General features: G+C 52.1%; 18 protein-coding genes. 9 read left to right on the top strand and 9 right to left on the bottom strand.

Translation table 11 applies throughout. The features are described from left to right. Positions 1-113: 113 nt before the first annotated feature. On the bottom strand, positions 114-1,058 hold the full coding sequence (locus MRJ96_12265; GenBank protein ID MDR4502216.1) for a hypothetical protein: 945 nt from the start codon (positions 1,056-1,058) through the stop codon (positions 114-116). Between the two features lie 58 nt (positions 1,059-1,116). Between MRJ96_12265 and MRJ96_12260 the strand changes: the two genes are divergently transcribed. Next, entirely contained in the window at positions 1,117-1,305 is a 189-nt protein-coding gene (locus tag MRJ96_12260) for a hypothetical protein (GenBank protein ID MDR4502215.1), read from the top strand. A 92-nt stretch (positions 1,306-1,397) separates the two neighbouring features. Here MRJ96_12260 and MRJ96_12255 read toward each other — a convergent pair whose 3' ends face one another. The 7 genes from MRJ96_12255 to MRJ96_12225 all read right to left on the bottom strand — a co-directional run bounded on the left by MRJ96_12255 (position 1,398) and on the right by MRJ96_12225 (position 8,427). Further along, complete coding sequence (locus tag MRJ96_12255; protein MDR4502214.1) at positions 1,398-3,566, bottom strand: heavy metal translocating P-type ATPase; 2,169 nt, start codon at positions 3,564-3,566, stop codon at positions 1,398-1,400. A 112-nt stretch (positions 3,567-3,678) separates the two neighbouring features. After that, the gene (locus MRJ96_12250; protein ID MDR4502213.1) at positions 3,679-3,888 is read right to left on the bottom strand and encodes a copper ion binding protein; all 210 of its coding nucleotides are present in this window, start codon (positions 3,886-3,888) and stop codon (positions 3,679-3,681) included. Between the two features lie 11 nt (positions 3,889-3,899). Further along, complete coding sequence (locus MRJ96_12245) at positions 3,900-4,187, bottom strand: metal-sensitive transcriptional regulator (GenBank protein ID MDR4502212.1); 288 nt, start codon at positions 4,185-4,187, stop codon at positions 3,900-3,902. A gap of 465 nt (positions 4,188-4,652) precedes the next feature. Beyond that, the gene (locus MRJ96_12240) at positions 4,653-5,000 is read right to left on the bottom strand and encodes a hypothetical protein (protein MDR4502211.1); all 348 of its coding nucleotides are present in this window, start codon (positions 4,998-5,000) and stop codon (positions 4,653-4,655) included. 158 nt (positions 5,001-5,158) lie between these two features. Next, positions 5,159-5,755 (bottom strand): hypothetical protein, encoded by a 597-nt coding sequence (locus MRJ96_12235; protein ID MDR4502210.1) that lies wholly within the window; start codon positions 5,753-5,755, stop codon positions 5,159-5,161. Positions 5,756-5,806: 51 nt separating this feature from the next. Then, on the bottom strand, positions 5,807-7,330 hold the full coding sequence (locus MRJ96_12230; protein MDR4502209.1) for an aldehyde dehydrogenase family protein: 1,524 nt from the start codon (positions 7,328-7,330) through the stop codon (positions 5,807-5,809). An 8-nt stretch (positions 7,331-7,338) separates the two neighbouring features. Then, the gene (locus MRJ96_12225) at positions 7,339-8,427 is read right to left on the bottom strand and encodes a saccharopine dehydrogenase NADP-binding domain-containing protein (GenBank protein ID MDR4502208.1); all 1,089 of its coding nucleotides are present in this window, start codon (positions 8,425-8,427) and stop codon (positions 7,339-7,341) included. Between the two features lie 365 nt (positions 8,428-8,792). Here MRJ96_12225 and MRJ96_12220 point away from each other — a divergent pair, with 365 nt between their 5' ends. Then, complete coding sequence (locus MRJ96_12220) at positions 8,793-9,422, top strand: OmpA family protein (protein ID MDR4502207.1); 630 nt, start codon at positions 8,793-8,795, stop codon at positions 9,420-9,422. Positions 9,423-9,566: 144 nt separating this feature from the next. Beyond that, complete coding sequence (locus tag MRJ96_12215; GenBank protein ID MDR4502206.1) at positions 9,567-11,393, top strand: glycoside hydrolase family 15 protein; 1,827 nt, start codon at positions 9,567-9,569, stop codon at positions 11,391-11,393. 77 nt (positions 11,394-11,470) lie between these two features. On the opposite strand, the gene MRJ96_12210 is transcribed toward MRJ96_12215, so the two are convergent. Continuing rightward, a complete protein-coding gene (locus tag MRJ96_12210; GenBank protein MDR4502205.1) occupies positions 11,471-12,445 on the bottom strand; it encodes a zinc transporter ZntB in 975 nt (324 codons plus the stop codon). 178 nt (positions 12,446-12,623) lie between these two features. On the opposite strand from MRJ96_12210, the gene MRJ96_12205 reads away from it, so the two are divergent. From MRJ96_12205 to MRJ96_12180, 6 genes are all read left to right on the top strand, one after another. Continuing rightward, entirely contained in the window at positions 12,624-13,502 is an 879-nt protein-coding gene (locus MRJ96_12205) for a mechanosensitive ion channel (GenBank protein ID MDR4502204.1), read from the top strand. 200 nt (positions 13,503-13,702) lie between these two features. After that, positions 13,703-17,059: a maltose alpha-D-glucosyltransferase gene (gene treS / locus MRJ96_12200; GenBank protein ID MDR4502203.1), complete on the top strand. Its 3,357-nt coding sequence runs from the start codon at positions 13,703-13,705 to the stop codon at positions 17,057-17,059. A gap of 55 nt (positions 17,060-17,114) precedes the next feature. Next, positions 17,115-19,067: a DUF3416 domain-containing protein gene (locus MRJ96_12195; GenBank protein ID MDR4502202.1), complete on the top strand. Its 1,953-nt coding sequence runs from the start codon at positions 17,115-17,117 to the stop codon at positions 19,065-19,067. Between the two features lie 297 nt (positions 19,068-19,364). Then, complete coding sequence (locus MRJ96_12190; GenBank protein ID MDR4502201.1) at positions 19,365-19,892, top strand: RNA polymerase sigma factor; 528 nt, start codon at positions 19,365-19,367, stop codon at positions 19,890-19,892. Next, on the top strand, positions 19,889-20,068 hold the full coding sequence (locus MRJ96_12185; GenBank protein MDR4502200.1) for a hypothetical protein: 180 nt from the start codon (positions 19,889-19,891) through the stop codon (positions 20,066-20,068). The genes MRJ96_12190 and MRJ96_12185 overlap by 4 nt, the downstream gene beginning before the upstream one ends. An 11-nt stretch (positions 20,069-20,079) precedes the next feature. Then, positions 20,080-20,946, top strand: coding sequence for a mechanosensitive ion channel (locus tag MRJ96_12180; protein MDR4502199.1), 867 nt, complete (start codon positions 20,080-20,082; stop codon positions 20,944-20,946). Positions 20,947-20,994 lie beyond the last annotated feature (48 nt).

Genomic DNA, 20,994 nt, shown 5'->3' with positions numbered 1-20,994 from the left:
GATTGCTGTGACGACAATCAGATCGGTCAGTCATGGATCATACCAACTATGGAGGAAACAGGGTTGGGGCAATCAATGAGATAGAAAGAATACGCCACCGAAGACGGTCGTTATCAAGACTGGCCGACTCCGATGTTCGTCAAAGCCGGCTGTTGCGCCATCTCAAAGGGAAGACAATGCTCGAGCGTGACTTCTAGTTGACCGACATCTTTGCCTGACTGCGTGTTGGCCCGACAATGTAAGACATGCGCATGATCCATTCGATGAAGGTACTCCGCGATGAGGTCGATGCCTTCATCCGCAAACGCCAAATTCTTAGCACAGACTTCCGCATCGCTCACCACATAGGAAAACACAGGCAGCCCAAGTTGCGCTTGCGTCAGGCGGCCGGCTGCCTCAGCTAACGCTTGCATGAGAATGGCGACCGGAATCGCAGGGTAGAAGGGAAAATGCCCGGCGCATTGTTGAGGCGATTCAATTCCCAGCACAGCTGTTAATCGCCTCCCTGCTATCTGGACATTCTTCAGGGGGAGAGACTGTGTATAGGGGTTGAAAACCCGAGAAGGTTCGCCACTCTCTTGCTGTCGGTATCCCTGAAAAAGTCGTTCGAACAAACGTTCACCAACCGTCGCATACCGAACAGTCAGGTCGTATAACACCGTTTCTTGATGCTCGTCCCACAATTGAGTCCTCGCGAGCGCGGTACGATGATCGATTGCGAGCGGCCAAGCCTTCCCGAAAAAATGCTCGGAGGTCAGAAATGTCTGGATTGGTCCACGCCGGATCAAATGCGCCTGCTGTGCCAGGTAATAATGCTTTTGATCTGTTCCCTGTTGCAGTGCGACAGAACAAAGGCCCAAAATCGCCAAATGTCGACCAATCTCTGCCGCTGAAATAGCGCCAGCTTCCAGGGAAAATCTATGCTGAACCGGCACCCGGGCTGATAACACGCCGCTGGGATCCAGCATGAGCTGAGCAAACGCAAAATATGGAGGGCGAATCGCAATACGACTCCATAGTTTTTCGAGCTGTACGAATTCGACCGCGGTCATTCCCATAGCGAACTCCTGGACAAGATTGTGGCCCCCACCTAAATCGGCCCAAGAGATCCAGGTCTTGACGGCGATCAAGAAAAAACCTGAAAAACATGAGAAATTCAAAAAAAATAACGTTGCATTTCCCAACTTCTCCAAACCTATCAAGACTGCAAAAACAGCTGGCCGGCATCTCATCCAAATGCTGCCAGCACATCCCGAACAGGACAATCACGATGAACGGAGAAAAGGGAAAAACGTTTCTGTTTGAAAAATGGCGGAGACTCGACGAAGCGGGCTACAAGGAATGTTGATTCGCGAAAAGAGGAGTGATAGGGACACAAAAATATGGGGCAGAATCATTCATTGAGATAACGGAAACTTCCGGAGTCGAAGCGAGTTCGTGACAACCGATACGCTGGAAAAGGCCATTGCCCCCGCGGCAACCATCGGATTGAGCCATCCGGCAGCGGCCAATGGAATCGCAGCCACATTGTACAAGAACGCCCAGAAGAGGTTTTGGCGAATCGTCGCAAACGTCGCTCTCGCCAATTGTAGGGCCGTCATCACGAGCGAAGGATCTCCCGACATCAAGACGATATCACCGGCTTCGATCGCGACATCCGTTCCTGTGCCGACCGCCACACCCAGGTCTGCCGCCGTCAATGCCGGGGCGTCATTGATTCCATCGCCGACAAACGCCACCGATTTGCCTCGCTCGCGTAATTGCGTTACCCGATCGGCCTTGCCATCCGGCAGGACCCCGGCCATGACTTCCCTTATCCCCACCTGCCGCGCGATAGCCTCAGCCGTCTGATGGTTATCGCCCGTGAGCATCATAGGTTCCACGCCAAAATCCCGTAAGGCACCCACCGTCTCGGCCGCCCGAGGGCGTAACGTATCGGCAACGGCCAACACCCCACGTACCTTGCCTTCCCAACCTGCCAGAAATGTGGTTTTCCCCTCCCCTTCCCATTTCGTCATCGCTGCGGCCAATCGTTCGGTCATTTCTAACCCGCGGGCCTGCAGGAGCTTGAGTTTTCCGACGATCACCTCAAGGTCATCGACGACTCCGACGATTCCTTCGCCGGTCAGACTTTCCAACGTTCGAGGAACCCCCAACTCGATCCCCCGTTGTTCGACTCCAAGCGCGACCCCTTGACCGATCGGATGGCCGCTCGCCGCCTCGACCGTTCCCACCAGATACAGAAACCGTGATTCATCCGAATCTGTCTCGACATTCGTTAACGTCATGGCCCCCATCGTCAATGTGCCAGTCTTATCAAACACCACCGTATCGATCGCACGCGCGCGTTCGAACACGTCAGCATTTTTAAAGAGCACGCCCAGCTCAGCCCCCCTCCCACTCCCGACCATGATGGCGGTAGGGGTCGCTAACCCTAGAGCGCAGGGACAGGCAATGATCAGGACAGCCACGCCGTTTCGGATGGCAGTGGTCACATCATCAGTTCCCAGCCACCATCCAATCGACACAACCACGGCGATCAGGATGACGACGGGAACGAATATACCTGAGACGTAGTCAACAAGTTTTTGAACTGGGGCCTTACTGGCTTGTGCATCCTCGACAAGACGAATGATTTTGGCTAATGCCGTGCCTTCCCCTACTTGCGTCACTTGAATTTCCAGGCGGCCTTGCTGGTTAATCGTCGCTCCAAATACCTGCTCGCCTGCCTGCCGGTCGACCGGCATCGACTCTCCGGTCAGCATGCTTTCATCAATCGCCGATTCGCCGGAAAGAATCTTCCCATCGGCTGGTATCTTCTCTCCAGGAAACACGATCACGACCTCTCCGCGCCTCAGCTCCGAGACGGGCACCAAAACTTCCTTCCCTTCCCGCAGCACTCGCGCGTCTTTCGCGCCAAGTTCGATGAGTCGAGCGATTGCTTGAGAGGCCTGTCCCTTGGCTCGCGCTTCAAAATAGCGCCCCAAGAGAATCAGCGTGATAATCATGGCGGACGTTTCGAAAAAGATGGGATGACCGGCAAACAATGCCCACACGGAATATCCCCATGCCGTCAGCGTACCGACAGAAATCAACGTATCCATCGAGGCCTGAAACACGAGTAATTGTTTTAAAAATGTCCGGTGAAATTGCCAGCCGAACAGGAAAACCACAGGAGTCGCGAGAAGGCATTGCGCAATACGGGTCGCGGACGTTTCAGGCAGACCCATGGCCAGGACCATGAGCGGCACCGTCAAGATGGCGGAAAAAAACAACAGGCGCCGTTGATGCAGCGCCTCCCGGGAATATCGTTGAACGACCGTATCCCGCTTGGTATTTGCAACCACGGGATGAAGGGAATATCCGATTTTTTTTATGGCCTGTTGAATCGATTCAACGTTGACGTCAGGATCAAGAACCGCCCGCGCCTCTTGGCCGGCGTAATTGACCGTCGCCTCATGCACGCCCTGTTGTTTCGAGAGAACGCGCTCGACCCGTGCGGCACAAGACGCACAGGTCATGCCTTCCACATCGAAACTGATCGTCTTGAGTTCTGGTTGCGTCATCAGTTCCAGTTCAAATCTTTACTCATCGAATGAGCCGGATGAATCATGATTCGTCAACTACACATCGTCTCGCTTCACGAAGGACGGGAAACACCCCACGAGGGACGAACACTCATTCTGCGACCGTGAATCCCTGATCCTCAATGGCCTTGCCGATCGCGCTCTGCTGGATTTTCGTCTCATCAAAATTCACATCGACAGTCTTGCTGGCGACATGCACTTCGGCGGCATGGACGCCGTCGATGGTTTTTAGAGCGCCTTCAATCGATTGTTTGCAGTGGTCGCAAGAAATATCCGGGACTGAGAGTGTCACAGCAGCCATGGGCTCCTCCTTTATTTGGGGTTGGGACCGGTAACCTTATTGGTATACCTCAACGTTTCCAATAATTCGTCGACGATTTCTTCTGAGCGGCCTTCTGCCACCGCATGCATAACACAGGTTTCGATATGATTCTGGAGCAGGATTCGGTTGACTTTTTCCAGCGAACCTTGAAGCGCCGAAACCTGTTTCATCACCTCCGGACAGTATCGTTCCTCTTCAACCATATTGATGACGGCCTCAATATGACCTCGAACGGTTTTCAACCGATTCATCGCCGTCCTTTTGTGTTCTTCTTTCATATCCCCATCCTACCCCACCCCAGGTGGGGTAGGTCAAGCATGAGAAACCTCTCCAGGCCAATGCTCCCAAGTTCATAACTGATTATGAATACTGTTGTAATAGGAATTCTTGAACTCTAGGCAACTAATGAGAATGAAACACAGAAGGCAGAATTCGACGAAGGCTTTGATTAACAGAAATCTCCTTTGGAGTCTCATAGATCCGAAAGAAGATAGCCAACGCAACAAACACACCAGTTTATGGGGTCATTGGGTGGTATACGCAAGGCTTCAATCGGCGTGTCCCTCGGGCTCAGACGCGCCCCACTCGTGTACGGGATCGGAGGTCTTTGAGGTTTCTTCTTCCCGCATCTCGCCGATACAACGGAAGATCGAAGAGGGGCTGCTCACGCGTCGCCAAGCCCAGGCTCAGAAACGATGTCACGTCAAGCAATGACGCCCTATTGTGTTGGAACCTGGCTGAGGTCATGTACGTGAACGAACAGACCTGTTATTGGGCAGCGGATTAGTGGTATAACTTTCGTATTCCTCGACAGCATCAGCATCGACCTCGACTGGGCCCTTACCAGCCCAATGTCGATTCGTTCCTCTTTTTTTAACACCAGAAATCCAATATTCCTCACCAGTTTCAACATCATAAAAGTTTCCACTCACTCCTGCACACTTTATAAAGCGTTTACTATTATAATAAACCGATTGTCCGCTTTTAGAAAACCTCTCCCACCCGATCCTTGCAGGACCGCTATCACCAAATCCCGACTTCAATTCGATGTACATCAACCGACGTTTCTGTCCACGTGTGAGTTGTGACATGACATCCCCTCAAGAAGCAAAGACCATCATATATTCTGCAGTACGACCGGTGCTCCGCGAACAGCCAGGGCAGCCAGAGCCCGGGTTCGGCGTTGACGTGCTCAGACGACATAAAAACGATTTACCGATTCTCTCCCTGGAAGCGTAGATAGCGACAGTTATTGAACCGTCGACTGCATCAAACGATTGGCTTGTGGCGGTGAAAACCCACGGTACCCATTATGCCGTTCGGTCAGTTCCAGGACGGAAAACGGCTGGCCGTTGACTTTTTCTGGAACCGTGAATATCTGCCTCAGATCGCCTCCCGGCTCGCCGATCACCTGGCCGGCGAAAACCATTCCCCGCTTCTGAGACTCGCGCATGGCCTGTTCGATGTCATGAACAAGAATCGCGATATGGTGCAACGTGCGATCACCGAACTTCTCGACCCATGCCGGAATAATGCTGGTTTTCCCGCGTTCATCGTCATACGCTTGATCGATGAAGAGCGCGGGATATCCCTCCACGCGGTAGACTTTGGCGTACCAATCGTCGTAATTGAGCGTTTCCGTATAGACATAGCCAAGCTGCAGAAACTCTTCGGCCCGTCGATCAATATCAAGGGTACGAACGGTAATATGATCCAGGACCGGGAATACCCCAACGCCAATCTCACTCAATCCCTTTGCAAAGGTACGAGCCGCTTGATTACGCGACAGATATTCGTTGACCAAACCAAGGACGGTCGACTCAAGTTCAGGGGTCGTTGTCATCATCAGTCCTCCTCATTCTCGTTGCTCGTCGCTCCCGGCAGAACCGTATCGGGTCTATGAATCCAGAGAAAAGGTGATCCCTTGCGCCAACGGCAAATCCGTTCCCCAATTGATAGTGCTTGTTTGCCGCCGCATATAAGCCTTCCACGCGTCGGAGCCCGCCTCTCGCCCTCCGCCCGTTTCCTTCTCTCCTCCAAACGCCCCGCCGATCTCAGCTCCCGACGTACCGATATTGACGTTGGCGATACCACAATCACTCCCCGTGGCCGCCAAAAACCGTTCAGCATGACGCATGTTCAACGTAAAGAGAGAAGACGACAAACCCTGAGGCACGGCATTTTGCAACATGAGGGCTTCATCCACATCCTTATAGGTCACAATGTACAGAATCGGCGCGAAGGTCTCGCGCTGCACGATATCCCAGTGATTTTCGGCTCGCACGAGCGTGGGTTCGACAAAATACCCTGCTTGTTCGAGCGGACGCCCCCCAAAGAGAATGTCGCCTCCCATCTTGGTAATTTCCTGAAGAGCGGTTTGATAGGTCTGAACCGCTTGGCGGTCGATCAACGGACCCATCAGAACATCGGAATCTAACGGATTGCCGATACGAACCTGCTTATACGCCTTGATCAAACGAGTCACGATCTCCTGATACCGGGATTCATGGACTATCAGACGCCTGGTCGTCGTACATCGTTGCCCGGCCGTACCGACCGCGCCAAATACGATAGCGGGAATCGCGAGGTCTAAATCAGCCGTTTCATCCACGATGACGGCATTATTGCCGCTCAACTCCAATAACGTACGACCCAGGCGGCTTCCGACGAGACTCGCCACATGCCGCCCCACCGGCACCGAACCGGTAAACGAAACAAGCGGAAGACGATGGTCGGCGACCATCTTTTCCGCCAGGTCGTTCTGATCTGTGATCAACAATGAAAAAATCCCAGGACATCCCTGTTCCCGCATGACATGGTTACAGATATGCTGAACCGCTAGAGCCGTGAGCGGAGCTTTGGGGGAAGGCTTCCACATGACGGTATTCCCGGCAATGGCCGCGATGCAGGCATTCCAGGCCCACACGGCCACCGGAAAGTTAAACGCCGTGACGACTCCGACGATCCCCAAGGGATGCCATTGCTCATACATGCGATGATTCGGCCGTTCGGAATGCATGGTCTTCCCGTATAGCATTCGGGATTGCCCGACGGCAAAATCGGCCATATCGATCATCTCCTGCACTTCACCGTCCCCTTCGGCCTTAATTTTTCCCACTTCCATCGAGACTAAACTGCCCAAGGCATCCTTTTTGTCACGCAACGCTTGCCCGATATGTCGAATGACCTCCCCTCGTTTGGGAGCCGGAACCTTTCGCCATTCAAGAAAAGCGCGCTCCGATTCACGAACTATCGCTTCATAATCTTTCGCCGAACAGAGATTCACTGCGGCAATGGGTTCACCTGTGGCGGGATTGATTGAACTCAATACACCCGATTCAGTCGTGGTGGTCCACTGCCCTGGCCCCATACATCCACCGGGATTGGAAGATTGAAGATCAAGCTCTTTGAGAATATCCATGATTTCCCTCACGAAAAATACCGGCCAAAGCGATTCGCAAGAATATCGTGCAAATGAAATGTTTCCTGCGTCACAAAACCGTGATAAGCCGAAGGGTTGGCAAAAACCAAATCCACGATGCTGCAAATACCGGATGCGGTCGTCACTTGAATAGCCGACCAGAGCTTTCCTGCTATGGTTTGCGGGTAGATTTTCTTCACGTAGTTTTCCTCGAAGAGCTCTCCGTACCGGGTGCCTGTCACCGAGGCATAGATCAAGACCACATCCTGCAACGTTTTCGGCACGGCATTTTCAAGGATTCGTTTAAGGGTTTCACGGTCATCGTTCAACTTGAGGTCGTTCATGAGCAAGTGAATCTTTTCACAATGGCCGGGATAGCGTAACGTCTTGTAGTTCATGGTGCGGACCTTGCCCGCATAGGTATCGGCGAGCGTTCCGAGACCTCCGGAGGTATTGAACGCCTCGTAGAGCAACCCATCAATTTCGATGGTCTCGTATCCTTCGAGAGGTTGCAACGGCACGTCCTTTCCATTTTCAATACCATAACAGGTGTTGCCGTACTCATTAATGAGTCCGTCCGTCGACCAAGTCAACGAATATTTCAGGACATTGCTGGGATTGACAGGCAACGCCCCCACCCGCATCTTCACGCTCTCGACAACGTCAAAATGCGTCATCAGATCATGAGCAACGATGCTAATGAATCCGGGGGCCAGTCCGCACTGAGGGATAAACGCCTGCTGGGCGCCTCGACTGACTTCCAGGATTTTTCCGGTCACTGAAACATCTTCAGTGAGGTCGAAATAATGAAGCCGATGCGCGCGGGCAATTTCCCCCACGAGAGGATTACAATAATAGGGAAGGCTCGACACGATACCATCGACTCGTGTTGTCTCGAGAAACGTATCCAGAGCCTTTTCGGCCATGACATCGATTTCATGCGCATAAAAGTTGGCCCTTGCCATATCTTGAGCCAGCCGTTCTGTCGCGCCTTTCTCAACATCGCCAAGATGCACTTCATATTCGCCAGTCTCCGCGAGCAAAACCGCGATTAAAGACCCGATTTTCCCGCCACCCAAGATAAGGATTTTCCGCATGATTTTCCTCCTCTCTTTATTATCCTACGTCTCGTAATTTCTGGCTACTCTTTCGAAGAGAGATTCTGACAGAGGTTCTGACGAGACGCTGGCCTGGCAAGGCGCCTGAGAGCAACAGCCAGAAAAAGATCTCGTACGGTATCGCGTCAACATCATGCCAACGCATAGCCGATCAAGACTCAAGAAACCAGCAACAAGGTCATACAAGGAGAAACAAGAAGGTCTGTTGATGGCTGAAAAAAGGATAGGACAGGAGATGCCTTGAAATTCTCTGGCCCACAATTCAAGAACCGATGAATTCTCCCCGAAACATTCATACAGAATCACGGCACAATCACGAGCTGTCATTAACTGATGGAGAACCCATGACTTGGCATAGGAAATTAGGGGCGTTGATCGGACTTTTCTTGTTGAATGGACTTTTCGGCTGTCAGTCCATGGTCACCCATGAATATGGCGAGGAAAAGTCGGCATTCTCGCCAGCCACACCGTTTGCCGCTCCCGACCTTCAGCCAATCCCTGACATTGCCCAAACACGATCAGAAGTATTACAGGAAGAGCCGATTCGCCCCCTTGGCTCACCCGAGAATTTACCGATGCTTACGCCAGCGTCCTATTACCATTCACCGGACCCTCCCAAGAAACTCCCTGAGTATGTCCCGAGCCTTTTTTTTGCTTTTGACAGTTGGAGATTGACTGACAAAGGCAAACATGTCCTGGAGCTCACCGCCGCTCAATTGCGAGACAATCCCAAGGCCTCCCTCCTCATCGAAGGTCACTGTGATGATCGTGGGTCCGAAGAATATAACTTGGTGCTCGGCGATAAACGCGCGCTGGCCATTCGAGATTATCTACTCGACCTTGGCGTTTCCCAAGACCGCCTCATGACGGTGTCATTCGGAGACGCCCATCCCGTCTGCTTCGAGGATCACGAGAGCTGTCATGCCCTCAATCGACGGGGATATTTGGTCTTGTTAGACCCTCATCTCAAATAAACATCTCCTGTCGCTCATTGACCTCTACGCACAAACAGGGCACAATTGCCCCCCATCTAAGCACGCCAGATCACCGGGCTGTAACCAATCGCAGCCACCGCATGAGATTACAGGGATCATTGACATTAACGTGAGGAATGCTTCATGCCATATCAACCAATAGAAAACTATGGACTCATTGGGAATATGCGAACCACGGCATTAGTCGGCATGAATGGGTCTATCGACTGGCTATGCTTCCCACACTTCGATTCACCTAGCGTGTTTGCCTCCATCCTCGATGAACACAAAGGCGGAAAGTTTTCCATCGCTCCGCTTTCTGAAAACGTCACTTACAAGCAATATTACTGGCCCGACACCAATGTCCTGGTCACACGGTTCCTGTCTCCCCACGGAGTCGGGCGGGTGATTGATTTTATGCCGGTCGGGACGCAGGTACACGATTCACCTTGTCATGGGCTGATTCGTCGGGCTCATACCATTCGCGGCACTATGACATTTCGCGCGGTGTGTCAACCAGCGTTTAACTATGGACGAGACTCGCATACAACCCAGGTGACCCCCGAAGGGGCGATTTTTCAATCCCCTACGCTCTCTCTCCATTTGGAGGCCGGCAGACCATTCCAACAAGAGGGTAATGGGGTCGTTGCGGAATTCACGCTCAAAGAAGGGGAGGCGGTGGATTTTTCCTTGCAAGAATTCCATGAGGATAATCAGAGATCTCTGCTTTGTGAAGCCGACCCTGAAGATTTGTTCAGGCAAACGGTCCACTATTGGCGGAAATGGCTAGCCAAATGCACCTACACCGGACGCTGGCGGGAAATGGTTCACCGCTCGGCCTTAGCCTTGAAGCTCTTAACGTTTGAGCCCACGGGGGCCATCGTGGCGGCTCCGACATGCAGCCTGCCCGAAGGCATTGGCGGTCAACGGAACTGGGATTATCGCTATACCTGGATTCGGGACGCGGCCTTCACCCTCTACGGACTCCTCCGCATTGGCTTCACGGAGGAAGCGGCTCAATTCATGAACTGGTTGGAAGCCCGATGTATGGAATTGAGTCCAGAAGGGGCACTTCAAATCATGTACGGGATTGACGGACGCCACACGCTCACCGAGGAAATTCTGGATCATCTCGATGGCTATAAAGGGTCTAAGCCCGTCAGGGTCGGCAACGGCGCCTACGCGCAACTTCAGCTTGATATTTACGGCGAACTGATGGATTCCGTCTATCTCTACAACAAATATGGGACACCGATTTCTTACGATCTGTGGAAGCACCTTCGTCGCCTCATCAATTGGGTATGCGATAACTGGCAACGCCAGGATGAGGGAATATGGGAAGTTCGAGGCGGACCGCAGCATTTCGTCTACTCCAAGCTCATGTGCTGGGTCGCGTTGGATCGGGGGATTCGACTCGCAGACAAACGCTCTTTTCCCGCAGACCGAGAACGATGGCTCCAAGTACGCGATCAGATCTACGAAGAAATCATGAGTAAAGGATGGGATTCAACACGTCAGGCGTTCGTTCAACGCTATGGCAATACGTCACTCGATGCGGCCAATTTAATGCTGCCGCTGGTCTTTTTTGTCTCACCCACGGATCCTCGCATGCTCAAGACGCTTGATGCTATCAAGCAATCACCGGATAAAGGAGGGCTGGTATCCAATGGGTTGGTCTATCGATACAATATCGCGGAAACCCAGGATGGCTTGGATGGAGAAGAAGGGACGTTCAATATTTGCACATTCTGGCTGGTCGAAGCGATGACGCGCGCGGGGAAAGTCGATCGGACGCGACTTGACGACGCACGCCTGCTCTTTGAACAAATGCTGGGCTACGCCAACCACCTCGGCCTTTTTGCTGAAGAAACTGGCCATCATGGTGAAGCGCTCGGTAACTTCCCTCAGGCCTTCACACATCTTGCGTTAATCAGTGCCGCCTTCAATCTCGATCGCGCGCTCGGAAAATAATGTTTCAAAATCCGGTTATTCGACCGATAGCCTCAGATAGACCGCCGCCCATGGGCACTCACAAGTAAGCACGCCTGTCACAACCACTTCAACCAACGAAAAAGGCCGACCACGAATACCGCCGACGACGTTAAGAGCGAACACACGATCACAAACGCTCCAGGATCATCGGAGCCAGGAATCCCGCCGACATTGATTCCCAACAGCCCGGTCACGAACGTAATAGGCAGGAAAATTCCGGCTAACACCGTCAAGATATACATCGTTTTATTCATCTGCTCGGATAATTTTCCTGTCAACTCTTCCTGCATCACGCCCATGCGGTCTCTCGCGGCATCGAGATCTTCAACATATCGAATGAGGTGATCGGCGACCTCCCGAATTCTCGCACGATGTACGGAAGTCAACCAGGTCAGCTGCGTATGAGAAAGGTGGGAGATGACTTCGCGCTGTGGAGCGATATACCGGCGCAGGGCGATGGTCTGACGCCGAATGGAACCGAGCTGGCTGCGAAGCTGATGACTCACTTCCTCGATGATGTGCTCTTCGATTTCGTCGATCTCGTCGTCCAAGTGGCCGATCACGGGCGCCATGCGTTCCATCAGACGATCGGCCAACACCGTCAGAAAGTCTCCAGGGCCTTTCGGACCGCTATTGGCCAGCAAACTGGCGTGAATATCCTGTATGGTCATGAGTAGACGATGCCGTACGGTCACCACTCGATTGGCGTCGATCCAAAGACGGATGGAAATCATATCTTCCGGATCTGCGCCCGCATTCAGATTCACCCCACGAAGCGTCATAAACACACTATCGTCTAAGACCATGATGCGCGGACGCGTCTCTTCCTCGAGCAGCGCCTCGGCGACGATCGGGTCGAGGCCGCTCTCTTCTCTCACCCACCGTTGGCTATCCGCGCCCAACCGGTCAAGATGAACCCACAAGCATCCGTGAGAAGCACACCACTTCTGGATCCCATCCCACGTGAGCGACGTCATTCCTCCAGTTCCATTCAAGAGGCCGGCGAATACTAATCCTTGTTCGTCCTTCATAACCGTCCTTTCTTATGGCCATCAATCGGCGATATTTCCCTTCAATCTGTTATTTTAGTGGAAAACCGACGGCATGCCCATACCGAAGAATGTCCGAGGCTATGCGACCTGAAATCATCAAGGTATGATTCGCCAGAATACGGTATGGCCCCACAAACAGTGAAGAAAGGAGACATCCATGCCTGAATTGAGTTGGGACATGGTTCAACGATTATTGAGCTTTCCATTATTTACCGTGAATCAGACCCCGATCACGATCTCTTCACTTTTCATATTCTGTGCGGTGATCGGACTCGGGGTCGTCGTGAGTAAACTTGTTCGTGCGTTCCTCGAACGCCGCGTCTTGTCTCGTATGGAATTGAGTGCTGGAACCCACTACACCCTTATCCGCATCGCTCAGTACCTGCTCTGGGTGCTGGCCGGCGTCATCGCGTTTCAGTTTATCGGAATCGACCTCAGCAGCATCGCCGTACTGTTTGGTTTTCTGTCGGTCGGTATTGGATTCGGGCTACAAAATCTTACGTCAAATTTTATCGCCGGGCTTATGCTCCTGTTTGAACGCCCGATCGTCGTCGGTGACCGGGTCACTGTCGGAGGCATAGAAGGGGATGTGATCGAGATCAATATTCGATCGACCACGATTCGATCCCTGAATCATATGTCGATCATCGTGCCCAATTCTGAGTTCATTTCCGGGACGGTCACGAATTGGTCGCATGGTGACCCACGGACACGAGTGGAAATTGATGTCGGAGTATCTTATAGTTCAGACCTACGGGTTGTCTTGCAAGCTCTTTTAGAGGCAGGGACAGAGCATCCCCACGTGTTACAGGATCCCAAGCCCAAAGCCTGGCTCATGAGCTTTGGCGATAGCGCCTGGAATATGCGGCTCCTCGTGTGGCTTGATTCGCCGAAGGATCGCGCTCAAGTTATTTCGGACGTCAATTGCGCGATCGTCGAAAAATTTCGCGAATACCATGTTGAAATCCCATTCCCACAACGGGATATTCATGTCCGTGACTTGCCCGCTTCCCTCCCGGCAGTCTTCCAGGCATAGGCCAGACATGACTTGCCAATCGCCGCATGGATCGTAACATAACGGACGATGGCCATAAGGAGCGCCATTTCAACACCGATGTCCCTTGAAACTTGATGGCACTAAAGGACCCATGACAAACCCAAGGACATGTATTACTATTGGAACTGCAAGGCTTGAAGGCAAGCATCCCTAACAACGTTTCACGCTAGCGAATCTTCATGAGCACCATGCCTCACAACGAACAAACGAGTCCCTTGCTCGACGACGACCCGCTCTGGTTCAAGGATGCCATCATCTATGAACTCCATGTCCGAGCCTTTCATGACAGCAATGCCGATGGCGTCGGCGACTTTCGCGGCCTGACGGACAAACTGGACTATTTGCAGGACTTAGGGGTTACGGCAATCTGGCTCCTCCCATTTTGCCCTTCTCCCTTACGCGATGACGGGTATGACATCGCGGACTTTACGAACATCCATCCCTCCTACGGCATCCGTCGTGACTTTCGGGCTTTTGTCCGTGAAGCCCATCGTCGAGGACTGCGAGTCATCACCGAGTTAGTGGTCAATCACACTTCCGACCAGCACCCGTGGTTCCAACGAGCGCGCGTTGCGCCTTCTGGCAGCAAATGGCGGAATTTTTACGTTTGGAGCGAACGTGGGGAGGAATATCAAGATACCAGAATTATTTTCAAAGATACCGAACAGTCCAATTGGACATGGGACCCCGTAGCCAAGGCGTATTTCTGGCATCGGTTTTTTTCGCACCAACCCGACCTCAATTACGACAATCCCGATGTCCAACGGGCCATCTTCGAAGTCCTGGACTTTTGGCTGGACATGGGCGTTGATGGACTGCGGCTCGATGCCGTTCCGTACCTCTACGAGCGGGAAGGCACCAACTGTGAAAACCTCGATGAGACGCATGCGTACCTCAAAAAGCTACGCAATCATGTTGACAAGAAATATCAGGATCGGATGTTCCTAGCGGAAGCCAATCAATGGCCGGAAGATGCGGCAGCATATTTTGGAGACGGCGATGAATGCCATATGAATTTTCACTTTCCCCTCATGCCGCGCTTGTTCATGGCCATGCAAATGGAAGATCGCTACCCCATCATCGACATCCTGGATCAGACTCCGGACATTCCCGAGAATTGTCAGTGGGCGCTGTTTCTACGCAATCACGACGAGCTCACGCTAGAAATGGTCACCGATGAAGAACGGGATTACATGTACCGCATGTTCGCCCATGACAGTAAAGCCCGGATTAACCTGGGCATTCGGCGACGCCTGTCGCCGCTGTTAGGAAACGACCGGAAGAAAATCGAACTGATGTACAGCTTGCTGTTCTCCATGCCGGGCACTCCCGTGATTTACTACGGAGAAGAGATCGGCATGGGAGACAATTATTATCTCGGAGACCGGAATGGCGTGCGAACCCCCATGCAATGGAATGCCGATCGCAACGCTGGTTTCTCACGCGCTAACCCTCACAAGCTCTATCTTCCGATCATTATCGACCCGGAATATCATTACGAAGCGGTCAACGTCGAACTCCAGCAAAATAACGCGCAATCACTGCTCTGGTGGATGAAGCGAATGCTGTCCATTCGAAAACAATTCAAGGTCTTCGGTCGAGGCAGCATTCACTTCCTTCATCCAGCCAATCGGAAAGTCATCGTGTATCTGCGGCAATACGGAGAAGAGCTGGTCCTGATCGCGGCCAATCTGTCGCGTTACGCGCAGTGCGTGGAACTGGATCTCTCCAAGTATAAGGGCCGGGTACCCATTTCCGTGTTCGGCAAGACGAAGTTTCCGCCTATCGGTGACCTGCCCTATTTTCTCACCTTGAGCGGTCACACATTCTACTGGTTCCAGCTCCAGCCGTCGGCGTCTGATGAGACGCAAATTCGTTCGGGTGATTCTGGCGTCATGCCACAGCTCACGATCACGAGAGATTGGGAATACCTTCTAACGGGACGGGACCGGAAGCGTTTGGAAGCCATTCTTCCCGACTACTTGCAGCGATGCCGGTGGTTTGGAGGAAAAGCCAGAATCCTGCAAAACGTTGAAATTGCCGACACTATCGCCGTTCCCAATGATGATCCGTTGTTTATCCTGTCGTTCCTCAAAGTTGAATATACCGAAGGGGAGCCAGAAACCTACCTGCTTCCCCTGCGTTTTATCACACTGGAAGAGGCGGAGCAGCTCGCGGAGACTCCTGCGTTGATCTCCAGTCTCAAGATCACGCGCAAAGGACACGTGCAAGACGGCATGCTCTGCGATGCGATGTGGACGACACCCTTTCTCCAACAGTTACTCGACGGCATGACCCGGCATCGCCGTTATAACGGCCCGAACGGAGATTTTGTCGCGACGGCCAGACGAGAATTTCGCAGGGAATTGCAGACTCGGCGATCGCACCTCTCACCCTCCCTCTATCGAGGCGAACAGAGCAATTCGTCGGTGCTCTTCGGCAATGAATTTATCTTGAAATTGTTCAGACGGGCGGAGTCGGGGATCAATCCTGATTGGGAAATCGGCCAATTTTTGACGGAACACGGGTTTCAACACATGGCTCCCGTCGCCGGATTGTTGGAGTACCAGAAAGATAATGGTGAGAGCATCACGATCGGCATTCTTCAGCGTTATGTCGAGAATGAGGGCGATGCTTGGCGGTACACACTTGACGAACTCAGCCGATATTATGAAAACGCCTCAACCCACCCGACCATGCTCACAGCCGACATGATTCCTGACATGTCTCTTCCGGCTCTCCTGAATGAAGAAGTCCCTTCATCAGCTCAAGAATTCATCGGACCATACCTCGAAGAGGCAAGACGCCTGGGCATGCGAACCGGCGAGCTCCACGTCGCGCTCGCTTCCGACAAGGACGATCCCAACTTTTCCCCGGAACCTTTCACCGATTTTTATCGCAGAGGACTCTATCAAAGCATGGTCGGCCTGACGAATCAAAACCTCCCTCTCCTTCGGCAGCGCCTCAACACGTTACCCGATTCCGTGCAAGGCTCGGCCAAATCTTTTCTGGACATGGAAAGTCGTCTACGAAAATGTTTTCTTCCGGTTCGCGACAAGAAAATTCATGCCATGCGCATTCGTTGTCACGGCGACTACCATTTAGGGCAAGTGCTCTACACGGGAAAAGACTTTCTCATTATTGACTTTGAAGGAGAACCGGCACGTCCCTTGAGTATCCGACGCCTGAAAGAATCACCCTTACGGGATGTCGCAGGTATGCTCCGCTCTTTTCACTATGCGTCTTACTCCTGTCTCGTGGGACAAATCGCCGGCGTACGGCCGGAAGACTTTCCTGTCCTTGAACCCTGGGCGAGATTTTGGCAGCTCTGGGTAAGTGCCATATTCCTGAACGCGTATCTGTCCGTGACCCGAGACGCGCAAATCCTTCCCCAACCTCAAGATGACCTCTTTGTCCTGTTAGATGCCTATATCCTTCAAAAAGCCATCTATGAATTGGGGTATGAGCTGAACAATCGTCCTGATTGGGTGGGTATTCCGTTAGATGGCATACGACAAATCCTAAAAGCCAGATAAGCTACGAGAGTCCGGTTGTCCTCTAGAGGGCCTACAGACACGTAAGGAGTCCATCATGCACAAGTTGTCGAAAACGCTTCAGACCATCGTCATCGAATATGTCGAGCCAGCACTCGACGGTGGACGGTACCCGATTAAGCGAATCGTGGGAGAAACCTTACCGGTCACCGCTGATATTTTCAAAGAAGGTCACGATACCCTCGCCGCCCTACTGCGGTACAAAATTCTCGGGCACAAAGACTGGCAAGAGACACCGATGCGTCACATAGACAACGATCGTTGGGAAGGGTCATTTTTGCTCTCTGAAAACACGCAATATGTCTATACGGTCGGGGCCTACGTCAAAAGTTTTGAGACATGGAGACTCGAACTTGAGAAAAAACATGGCGTGCTTCAAGACCTTGCCAGTGAACTGTTGGAGGGCAAAGCGCAAATCAAGGCAGCGCTCGCCCGGACGAAGGGCACCGATAAAACCGAGATCAAAAACTGGCTTAGTGAATTGGACGCCACCCCCGATCAGGAAAACCAGATCCGACTCATCCTGGACCCCGCTTTGTCGGCGTTAATGGAGACGTATGAGGCCCGAGTCGCCTGGACGACTTACGCGCACATCCTGCACGTGACCGTCGATCGTCAACGTGCCAGGTATGGAGCCTGGTACGAAATATTTCCTCGATCCGAAGGCACGGGAGAAGGGAAAGGGGGGACATTTCTCGACTGCGAGCAACGTCTGCCTCAGATTCGTGACATGGGCTTCGACGTGTTGTACCTAACCCCGATTCACCCGATCGGTGAGACGAATCGCAAGGGTCCCAACAATAGCCTGACTTGCCAGCCAGGCGACCCCGGCAGCCCCTGGGCGATCGGAAGCCGGCATGGCGGTCACGATGCCGTCGAACCCGCGCTCGGCACGCTTGAGGACTTTGACCGCTTTCAAGAAGCCGTCCGACAACATGGAATGGAGATTGCCCTGGACTTTGCCATTAATGCGACCCCCGATCATCCGTACGTGAAAAGCCATCCCGACTGGTTTAAACAACGGCCGGATGGCTCCATCAAATACGCTGAAAACCCGCCAAAGAAATATGAGGATATTTATGCTTTAGACTTTTACTCCAAGGCCTGGCCTGAAATTTGGGAAGAGATGAAACGCGTGTTGCTCTTCTGGGTCGGACATGGCGTGAAGATCTTTCGTGTAGACAATCCCCATACCAAACCCGTGGTCTTCTGGGAATGGCTGATTCGAGAAATTCAATCGGACCACCCCGACGTCATCTTCCTCTCCGAAGCGTTTACTCGTCCAAAGATGATGCGAGTCTTGGCCAAAGCCGGTTTTACGCAATCATATACGTACTTTACATGGCGCAACGAGAAGCAAGACATGACAGACTATCTTACCGAACTGACCCAATCACCGATGAAAGACTATTTCCGGCCAAACTTTTTCACCAACACCCCGGATATCCTTCACGAAGTGCTCCAAAAAGGGGGAAAGCCCGCCTTCAAGCTGCGTCTCGCGCTCGCGGCGACGCTGTCTCCAAGCTACGGCATCTACAACAGCTATGAATTGTGTGAAAACCGCGCAATCCCGGGGACAGAAGAATATCTTGACTCGGAAAAATACGAAATCCGGCATTGGGATTGGGATCGACCGGGGAATATCCGCGAGTATGTAACGAAGATCAATCACATCAGGCGCGAACACCCGGCGCTGCACGATTTCACGAATTTGAGCTTTTATTCATGTGACAATGAACATGTCCTCTTTTATGGAAAAATGACGGCCGACCGCGCGGACAGATTACTCATGGTCGTGAACATGGACCCCTATCACGCGCACGAGGCGCGACTGACGATTCCGTTAAAAGATCTGGGAATCGGCGAACAGGAGACGTATGTCATGCATGAGCTCATCCAGGATTATCGTCACGAAGTCATCGGAGATGAATATATCATTCGCCTTGATCCCAATTCGGAGCCCGCAGCCGTGTTCGTCATTCGTGCGTGATCTCGAACGATCGGAAGTCATGATTCATTGAAGCGATGCCCCCCTCAAGAAAAGTGACGAATTTTCTCTTCTAGTGGTCTAACTCCAAGACATCGGTCTACTCGCACTTCACAGATTGTGTACTTTTAAGCGATCGAAGCCATCCATCTTGTCATACTCAAAACCGTCTCAACACCCAAGGATAGGAAGACAGCGGTGCGATCCCGAGTATAACCAAGGTATTCATCCCGTCACAGCCAATCATACCATCACCTTGAGTACACTCGTACGGTTCCGTTCATCCGCATGTTTCCATAGATGAGTATCGCCGATATTGACGAGGACAACACATTAATTGATCGTATCGTTCAGGGCGATCTCAAGGCGTTTGAAACCTTGTACGATCGCTATGCCTCCAAGGTCCTGAAACACTGTTACTTTATTTGCCTCAATACTGCGGATGCTCATGAATTGATGCAAGAAATTTGGTTAAAAGTGTTCTTGCGTCTTTACGGGTTCAACAAACAGGCAGCCTTCTCCACATGGCTGTATCGATTGACCACCAATCACTGCCTCAATCACCTCAAACGTAGAGCCCGGACGGCCAGTGTGTTGGAAAGAGTCGAAGAAGCAACAGATGTCTGTACGAGTGACCCGACGCATTCAGCTGAAGTCAACACGATTCTTGCTCGATTGTCCGTCGAAGACCGGACACTCCTGGCGATGAAATACATGGGAGACTATACCTACGAAGAAATTGCAGAGACTCATGGTCTCAGTATCAGTGCTGTGAAGATGCGAGTGTCACGATTGATGACCAAGCTTCGCAAAGAGGTAAAACCATGAATGACGAAGAGCTGGTGTTTGAGAAGGTCTTAGATGCATTAGAGCTTCCTGAGCCTGATCGCATGACGAAAGAACGCGTGATGAAAGCGGTCTTCCTTCTTCTCGTCGCCAAGGAAGTCGGGGCATTTTATTTGTCGATTCCGTTGACGCTACTGTCTGATACAATTTTCGAGTGAGAGGAGCACGCATGTTTGACACACAACATGAAGTCAAAGAATGGGGCATGGTCATCTGGACCTTTTTCCAGAGCTTGGTCGAGACGGTCGGGGCCTACCTCCCGAACGTCATTGGGGCTTTCCTCATCACACTCACCGGATGGATTGCAGCCAGGACGCTGAGCAAGCTGACCGGCAAACTACTCCGCGCCTGCGGAATAACCGCATTGGGGGAGAAGGTCAAATTCAATGAGACATTGAAAAAAGTCGGGGTCTCGTTAGCACTCGACCAAATTTTTAGCTCTCTCGTCTATTACATTGTGCTGTTAGTATTTTTTGTGTCGGCCTCAGAAATACTCGGATTCAAAGTCGTTCTCGATACCTTGAACAGGCTTATTGCTTACCTTCCACATGTGCTCGGAGCATTTCTTATCCTCATCGTCGCATTGTACATCGCCAGGGTCATCAAAGATGGCGTGCAATCGGCGTCATCGAGCTTGAACCTTGCCTATGCGTGGTTACTGGGTTCGTCTTTGGAGGTCCTGATCGTGGGGTTTGGCATCGTCATGGCTCTGACAGAGCTGGGCATGGACATGACCATCTTTACCGCCAACATCACCATCATCATCGCGGGCGCGGTCTTGGCGATGGCCATCTCGATAGGCTTGGGAAGCCGATCAATCATGTCCAACGTTCTTGCCCGCTATTACATTTCACAGCTGTATCATGAGGGAGACGAGGTTGTGCTGGTTGGGTGCCGGGGCAGGATCGTCAAAATTACTCCCGTGTCCGTTGTTCTCCAAACCCCAGAACAAGGACCACTCCATATCCCTAACGAACAAATCATCCAGGAAGGTTCGGCCGTCAGGCCGTCTGGAACACAACATCCACTGAAATAGTTGATGCAACACCTTTTTGAGTATAATTCCCTCAACCCCCATCATTCA

It is taken from the genome of Nitrospirales bacterium (assembly GCA_031315865.1).
Taxonomy (GTDB): Bacteria; Nitrospirota; Nitrospiria; order Nitrospirales; family UBA8639; genus JAGQKC01.
This window is presented reverse-complemented; position numbering and strand designations above follow the sequence as displayed.